Source organism: Kordia sp., assembly GCF_045105435.1.
Classification (GTDB): Bacteria; Bacteroidota; Bacteroidia; order Flavobacteriales; family Flavobacteriaceae; genus Kordia.
On sequence record NZ_JBGCDL010000182.1, the window covers coordinates 1 to 8,006 of the forward strand.

Here is an 8,006-nt window from a genome sequence, read left to right on the forward strand (position 1 = left end):
GAAGTACTTTCAACTGTTATATTAAATAAAAATTACGAAACACAATTTGAAGTTACAGATGAAACTTCTTTAAAAGCAATTTTACGATTGACAGAAGAAGAAAATATAATGTGTTTAAATTTTGCTTCCGCGAAAAACCCTGGTGGTGGATTCTTAAATGGCGCGCTTGCTCAAGAAGAAAGTTTGGCAATTGGTTCTAGTTTATATGCAAGTCAGATGGAGAATTTTGAATTCTATGAAAATCATAGAAACATGAAATCTTGTATGTATACGGACAGTATGATTTACAGTCCAAAAGTACCTTTCTTTAGAGATAACAAAGGTGAATTAATTGAAAAGCCAGTGTTATGCTCGGTAATTACATCGGCTGCTGTAAACTTTGGTGTTGTAAAAAGAGTTGAAGAACGTAAAATTTCAGAAGTTCCCACTATCATGCGAACACGAATTGAAAAAGTATTGGCATTGTCTGTTTTACACGGAAATGATACACTAATACTCGGCGCTTGGGGCTGTGGCGTTTTTCAAAACGATCCTGTATTAATTGCAAGACTTTTTAAAGAAGTATTAGAAACAACATTTAAAAATCAATTTAAAAAAGTGGTGTTTGCTATTTATGATAGAGACGAAAAATTTATAACACCATTCAGACAAGAATTTTAATCATGAAAATACAAATTTTACAAGCTGACATCACTACAGTAAAAGTAGCCGCAATCGTCAATGCAGCTAACTCATCATTACTTGGCGGCGGTGGTGTTGATGGCGCAATTCATAGAAAAGGCGGATCAGAAATTTTGGAAGCTTGTAAAAAAATTCGAGCGCGACAAGGGAAATGTAAAACTGGTGATGCTGTCATTACTACAGCTGGAAAATTACCTTCTAGCTATGTAATTCATACGGTTGGACCAGTTTGGAATACTGGTGGAAAAGACAAGGAAGAACGCTTAGCAAATTGTTATACAAACAGTTTGAATTTGGCAATTGAACACAATATTAAAACCATTGCATTTCCAAATATTAGCACAGGAATTTATAAGTTTCCAAAACAATTAGCGGCTGAAATCGCATTAAAAACGATTGCAGCATACGAACATAAAAATACCATTGATGAACTCTATTTCTGTTGTTTCGATCAGGAGAATTACGAGATTTATCACGAATTATTAAAAAATGAAAACACATAGATTACAATTAGCACAAAAATCATTGCTTGGAAATAGTATTGGTGACGCATTTGGCGAAAGTTTCTTTGGTCCAGAAGATGCTGTGTACAATGCTATTCACTTTCGTGAGATTCCACAAACGACTTGGGAATTCACAGATGATACCGTAATGGCAATTGCAATCTATACATCATTGGAAACCTTTGGTGAAATCAATCAGGATTTTATTGCTAAAACGTTCGCTAGAAACTATCATTTAGACTTCAATAGAGGTTACGGACCTGCCATGCACAGAACCATGCGCGCGATTGAAGCTGGCGAAAACTGGAAAGAAGTTTCAAAAGCAGCTTTCAGCGGAATGGGTTCTATGGGAAATGGCGGCGCAATGCGTGCTGGTTTAATCGGAGCGTATTTTTATGATGATTTGAAGAAAGTAACAACACAAGCTTTTCTATCATCTGAAATTACGCATGCAAATGAAGAAGGTTGTGTTGGCGCAATGGCAGTTGCAGTTGCCACAGCGATTAATACGCAATTACAAATTGATAATAAAACGCTTGAACCAAACGAATTCATCAAAAAAGTAGTTGCTCAATTGCCTGATTGTGATACGACGTCTAAGATCAAAAAATCAATAACGGTTTTACCAAATTACGACATTAGAACAGTCGTTTCAATCTTAGGGAATGGTGTAAAAATGATTGCACAAGACACAGTTCCGATTTCAATTTGGATTGCGGCGCATCATCAAACAGATTTCCAAGAAGCCATTTGGAGAGCAGTTTCCGCTTTAGGCGATAGAGATACGATTTGTGCGATTGTTGGTGCAATTACCATCATGAATACAAAAGATGAGAACATTCCAGCAGACTGGAAAAACAAGGTAGAAAACTGGCGTAACAGTGAGTTTTATCAAAAAAATTAGAAAACATGAAATTACACATACAAAACTATATAGAACAAAATAATGAATGGCCACAAAACGGACATCATATTATGGCACAATACGATGATGAAAAAATAATCGTATATCAATCGTACAGACCAGCAATTGGAAATTTTGCTGCTGAAAATCAATTTTTTGGCGGACCATTTAGCTTGGAACGAATGACCTGGATAAAACCAAATTTTCTTTGGATGATGTACCGAAATGGTTGGGGAAAGAAAGTTGGACAAGAAGTCGTATTGGCGATTCATTTGAAGCGTGAAGCTTTTCAAAAATATTTGGAAAATGCAGTACATTCTTCTTTCAAACCTGAATTATATGAATCACAAGAAGTCTGGAAAAAAGCAGTTGGAGCATCAAATGTACGTTTGCAATGGGATCCAGATCACGATCCGTATGGTGCAAAATTGGAACGTAGAGCAATTCAGATTGGAATCAGAAATGAATTTATCCGCAGTTATGCTAAAGAAGATATTCTTGAAATAGAAGATATCTCTGCGTTTGTCGCAGAACAATATGAATTCGTCAAAACAAATCAATTAGACAAACTAATGATTCCTGCAGAACGTCCTTTTTTACCAGAAGGCGAGGAATTACAACGAAAATTACAATTACAATGAGTAAAAAAAATAAAAGCATAAGCAAATTTCTAAGTTATGTACTTAGACACAATCCTGATAAACTAGGAATTACACTCGATGAAAACGGTTGGACTTCAGTCGCTGTTTTACTTGAAAAAATAAACGTTGGAGCATATTCTCTTTCCATGGAGGAATTAGAAGATGTTGTGGCAACAAACAATAAAAAACGTTTTGCTTTCAATGAAGACAAAACGATGATTAGAGCAAGCCAAGGACATTCTGTAAATATCGATTTAGGCATACAACCAAAAGAACCTCCGAATTATTTATATCACGGAACAGTTGAAAAATTTATCACATCAATTCAAGAAAAAGGATTGATCAAAGGAACGAGACAACATGTACATTTAAGTGCAGATAAAGAAACCGCAATCAATGTGGGAAGCAGACGCGGAAAACCAATCATTCTTACCGTAAGAAGCGGTGAAATGCATGCGCAGCATCACAATTTTTATCAATCAGAAAATGGTGTTTGGCTCACGGAAACAGTTCCAACGGAATTTATAGAATTTTAAAAATGATACTGCTTTTAAAAAATCTTTTTCAAAAGAAAAAAGTTGATGGTTTTGATGTGAAAAAAATTGTCCACATCGAAAATGAAACAATAAAGTTTAACGATTATAAAGTATTTTCAGATGAAGAAAGATTAATTGAAGAACTGTCATTTTCTGAAGTTGAATGGATTGAAATTGATGCTGATTTTATTGATTATTCAACAATTGAACCTTGTCTTTACATTAAAGTAGAGAACAGTTTAAATTCTATTCATTTTTCAATAATTGAAGATCCTGAAAAAGAATTCGTAAAAGAGCTATTTAAAGTATTTCAAATTGATGAAAAACATCTTGCTTTTCTTAATAAGAAACAAAAAAGAAAGGTTGTTTATACTAGAAATAAAAGTATAAAACATCCTAAAGTAGATAATTCTAAGACAGGAATTTTTCAAAAGAAACAAAAATCATGGAAAAACTAGAAGATCACATATACGTCATTGACAACTTTTTATCGCATGAGGAATGTGATGAAATGATTGCCAAAAGTGAAAAAAAGAAATATAAAGAAGCTAAAGTAAACCTGCGCGGAAGACAAGTATTAATGACTACGGTTCGGAACAATTTGCGAGTCATGTATAAAGATGAAGCGTATGCGGAAGCACTTTGGGAAAAAATCAAAGCGCATGTTCCTGCACAAATTGGGTACAATCATGCATTTGGCTTAAATGAAATGCTTCGCTTCTATAAATATGAAATAGGACATCGATTCAAAATGCACAGAGATGGAAGCTATCGCCGTAACGAAACAGAGGCAAGTCAGTATAGCTTTCTCATCTATTTGAACGACAATTTTATAGGTGGAGAAACTGTATTCCATTCTGGAACAACGATTCGCCCTAAAAAAGGAAGTGCGTTACTATTTTTACATGGTTTACGCCATGAAGGAGCTTTATTAAAAAGCGGAATAAAATACGTACTTCGAACAGATATTATGTACAAATACATTCCTAAAATTGAGGAATCATGGAAAACTTAAAAGAAATATATGATCTTCCGAGAGATATTGTTATTGAAAAAATAGATCAAGATCTAAAAGATGAAGATAAATTGGAATGTCCAAAATGTGAAGCTGTGATGCATCCAAATATTTTATAGTATTTTAGAAGAAAATTTAAAATGAGAACACTTGCAATAGGAGACATACACGGAGGATTTAAAGCATTAACGCAAGTGTTAAATCGTGCCAATGTTACCACAGATGATACGCTGATTTTTATGGGCGATTATGTAGATGGATGGAGTGAATCAGCGGAATTAGTTGAGTTTCTCATACAATTAAACACCAAGCAAAAATGTATTTTCATTCGTGGAAATCATGATGTTTGGTGTCATGAATGGCTCATGGATGGACATGTAAATGATGTTTGGTACATGCATGGCGGAAAAGAAACCTTAGAAAGTTATGAACGTGTCAACTATAACAAACAACAGCATTTAGCATTCTATGAAAATTTAGAAAACTATTATATTGACGATGAAAATAGATTGTTTCTTCATGCCGGATTTACCTCAATGCACGGCGTTTTAAAAGAGCATTATCACAAGAATTTCTATTTTGATAGAACGCTGATTGAATCTGCGCTATTGGCCGAAAAAATAGGATTAGATAATCTCAGTGATTCACGATATGCACCAAGACGATTTCAGCATTACAAAGAAATATATGTAGGTCATACACCAACAATTAATTATGATTGTCATATACCAATTAAAGCACATAATTTATGGGATGTAGATACTGGCGCTGCTTTTACAGGAAAACTTTCTATTTTAGATATTGATACGAAAGAATTTTGGCAAAGTGATCCACTTCCAGAACTATATCCTGATGAAAAAGGAAGAAATAAAATGCGTGTCATTCGTAGAAAGTAATCCGCATGTCTAAAAGCAAATAGCTACAAATTTTTTCAAAATTTTCGCAATGTCGTTTCTAAGCAATTGAAGGTTTCTAATTCCTTAATGTCATTCCGAAAATCCACTTTAAACCAAAATAGATTCCTGACTATGCAGGAATGACTATCGATGTTCCAAATTCAGTTTCAACTTCGATTTTAATTTCGAGTTATTTTCCCGTAATTTCAACGAATAAAACGCAAATTTACTTGTCAATTCTAAAAAACATTTTATATTTGCGTATATTTAACGCAAAATAACATTCCTATGAATCCATTATTGCTGACAGACGGTTACAAACTCGGACACAAAGAACAATATCCGCAAGGAACAACGAAAGTGTATTCGAATTGGACGCCACGTAAAAGTAGAATTGAAGGTATTGACAGCGTTGTCTTTTTTGGACTGCAATACTTTATGAAAGAATACCTCATCAAACAATTTGACACTGAATTCTTCAGTCAACCAAAAACGCAAGTTGCTACAGAATACAAAAAATATGTCGATCATTATTTAGGTGTCGATTACAATATTTCACATATTGAAGATTTACACGATTTAGGCTACTTACCTATCGAAATTAAAGCTTTACCCGAAGGAACAGAAGTTCCAATTCGTGTACCGATGTTTACCGTAGTAAACACACTTCCAGAATTTTTCTGGATTACAAATTACTTAGAAACACTACTTTCAAATATTATTTGGCAGCCATGTACTTCGGCTACCATTGCAAAACAATACAAAACAATTTTAACGAAATACGCGCAAGAAACTGACCAAGAAAACTTGGACTTTATCAACTGGCAAGGTCACGATTTTTCTATGCGTGGAATGTCGGGAATAGAATCTTCTATTTTGAGCGGAATGGGACATGCATTGTCTTTTACAGGAAGTGACACGCTTCCGGTTGCTATCAATCTTGAAAAATATTACAATACTGATGTCACTAAAGAATTGGTGATTGGAAGTGTAAATGCTACCGAACACAGCGTAATGTGTGCTGGAAGCAAAGACGACGAAATAGAAACGTTTAGACGTTTGTTAGCAACCTATCCAACAGGAATTCTCTCTGTAGTTTCAGATACCTGGGATTTATGGAAAGTGCTCACAGAATATTTACCAAAACTAAAAGAAGAAATTTTAAATCGTAATGGAAAATTAGTAATTCGTCCAGATTCAGGAGATCCAGTAGACATAATTTGTGGTTGCGAGCATGAAGATGAAACCGTTGCAAAAGGTGTGATTGAATTACTGTGGGACGAATTCGGCGGAAGCCTAAACGCGCAAGGATATAAAGTTTTAAATCCTAAAATTGGTGCTATTTATGGCGATAGTATCACAATTAACAGAGCTACACAAATTTGTGAACGCTTAAAAGAAAAAGGCTTTGCTTCTACAAATGTGGTGTTAGGAATTGGGAGTTTTACCTATCAATACAATACACGAGATACGTTTGGTTTTGCAATGAAAGCTACGTATGTAGAAGTAAATGGTGAAGGACGTGCTATTTTTAAAGATCCTATTACGGATGATGGCACAAAAAAATCTGCAAAAGGTTTGATACAATTGTATACTGAAAATGGTCAAATTAAATTGAAGGATGAATGTACATTCAAGGAAGAAAAACAAGGTTTACTCACTACTGTTTTTAAAGATGGAAAATTGATTAAAGAACAATCGTTACAAGATATTAGGAGAATTATTTCAAAATCGGTGAAAGATGTTAATTGTATAAAAACAGAGACGTTTGTAGATATTTAATGCTACTTTTACAGCAATACTAAATAACCACCAATGTCTATAAAAAATATTCGTTTAGAAGTCATGCAAACCATCGAGAAAGAAATCGATGGCTACATGGAAAAATATCTAATTCCCCCCGAAAAAATATGGCAACCAACTGATTTTTTGCCAGACGCTCAAGGAGAAAACTTTTTTGATGAAGTGCATCAAATTCGAGAAGAAGCAAAAGAAATTGGGTACGATTTATGGGTAGTTTTGGTTGGTGACACCATCACTGAAGAAGCTTTACCAACCTACGAATCGTGGTTAATGGATGTAGAAGGAATTGATCAACACGGAAAAAACGGTTGGTCAAAATGGGTGCGTCATTGGACAGGAGAAGAAAATCGTCATGGCGATGTTTTAAATAAATATCTGTACTTATCGGGTCGTGTAAACATGCGCGAAATAGAGATTACAACACAACACATGATTAATGACGGTTTTGATATTGGAACTGCAAATGATCCATATCGAAATTTTGTATACACAAGTTTCCAAGAATTGGCAACCAATATTTCACACAAACGTGTAGGTCAGTTAGCCAAAAAGCAAGGAAATGGATTGCTAGGAAAAATGTGTAACATGATTGCTGGTGACGAAATGAGACACCACTTGGCGTATAGAGAATTTGTAAAAACAATTCTTAAATACGATCCAAGCGAAATGATGTTGGCTTTTGAAGATATGATGCGTAAAAAAATCGTGATGCCGGCACAATTTGTTCGTGAATCGGGAGAAGCTATCGGAACTGCTTTTGAAAACTTTTCCAATGCCGCACAACGTATCGGCGTATATACAACACATGATTATATTGATATCCTGCGGAAGTTAAATGCATATTGGGAAATTGATAAATTGAACGATTTAACAGATACTGCCAAAAAAGCACGTGACTATGTAATGAAATTACCAGATCGTATGGCGCGTATTGCGGATCGTGTTGCTATTCCAGAAGATATTACGAGATTCAAATGGGTTGAAGCGAATGGAATGCTTTAAACTTAGATCGGCTTTGCCTTTTAGA

The 8,006-nt window shown here is 34.6% G+C and carries 11 protein-coding genes; all 11 read left to right on the forward strand.

The window, feature by feature from the left end:
* The coding region (locus tag AB8B65_RS09635; RefSeq protein ID WP_405300749.1) for a TIGR02452 family protein at positions 1-660 on the forward strand (660 nt) is incomplete at its 5' end.
* 2 nt (positions 661-662) lie between these two features.
* Complete coding sequence (locus AB8B65_RS09640) at positions 663-1,184, forward strand: O-acetyl-ADP-ribose deacetylase (RefSeq protein WP_405300750.1); 522 nt, start codon at positions 663-665, stop codon at positions 1,182-1,184.
* A complete protein-coding gene (locus AB8B65_RS09645) occupies positions 1,171-2,088 on the forward strand; it encodes an ADP-ribosylglycohydrolase family protein (protein ID WP_405300751.1) in 918 nt (305 codons plus the stop codon). The genes AB8B65_RS09640 and AB8B65_RS09645 overlap by 14 nt, the downstream gene beginning before the upstream one ends.
* A 5-nt stretch (positions 2,089-2,093) precedes the next feature.
* The gene (locus AB8B65_RS09650; RefSeq protein WP_405300752.1) at positions 2,094-2,729 is read left to right on the forward strand and encodes a DUF4291 domain-containing protein; all 636 of its coding nucleotides are present in this window, start codon (positions 2,094-2,096) and stop codon (positions 2,727-2,729) included.
* Entirely contained in the window at positions 2,726-3,265 is a 540-nt protein-coding gene (locus AB8B65_RS09655) for an RNA 2'-phosphotransferase (RefSeq protein WP_405300753.1), read from the forward strand. Before AB8B65_RS09650 ends, AB8B65_RS09655 begins: the two co-directional genes overlap by 4 nt.
* Before the next feature lie 2 nt (positions 3,266-3,267).
* Positions 3,268-3,723 (forward strand): hypothetical protein, encoded by a 456-nt coding sequence (locus tag AB8B65_RS09660; protein WP_405300754.1) that lies wholly within the window; start codon positions 3,268-3,270, stop codon positions 3,721-3,723.
* Positions 3,711-4,280 carry a prolyl hydroxylase family protein gene (locus AB8B65_RS09665; RefSeq protein ID WP_405300755.1) on the forward strand — a complete coding sequence of 190 codons (570 nt, stop codon included), beginning with the start codon at positions 3,711-3,713 and terminating at the stop codon, positions 4,278-4,280. Before AB8B65_RS09660 ends, AB8B65_RS09665 begins: the two co-directional genes overlap by 13 nt.
* A complete protein-coding gene (locus tag AB8B65_RS09670) occupies positions 4,268-4,399 on the forward strand; it encodes a hypothetical protein (protein ID WP_405300756.1) in 132 nt (43 codons plus the stop codon). Before AB8B65_RS09665 ends, AB8B65_RS09670 begins: the two co-directional genes overlap by 13 nt.
* Positions 4,400-4,420: 21 nt before the next feature.
* Entirely contained in the window at positions 4,421-5,176 is a 756-nt protein-coding gene (locus tag AB8B65_RS09675; protein ID WP_405300757.1) for a metallophosphoesterase, read from the forward strand.
* Between the two features lie 288 nt (positions 5,177-5,464).
* The gene (locus AB8B65_RS09680) at positions 5,465-6,958 is read left to right on the forward strand and encodes a nicotinate phosphoribosyltransferase (RefSeq protein WP_405300758.1); all 1,494 of its coding nucleotides are present in this window, start codon (positions 5,465-5,467) and stop codon (positions 6,956-6,958) included.
* A 33-nt stretch (positions 6,959-6,991) separates the two neighbouring features.
* Positions 6,992-7,981 (forward strand): acyl-ACP desaturase, encoded by a 990-nt coding sequence (locus AB8B65_RS09685; RefSeq protein ID WP_405300759.1) that lies wholly within the window; start codon positions 6,992-6,994, stop codon positions 7,979-7,981.
* Positions 7,982-8,006: the final 25 nt, after the last annotated feature.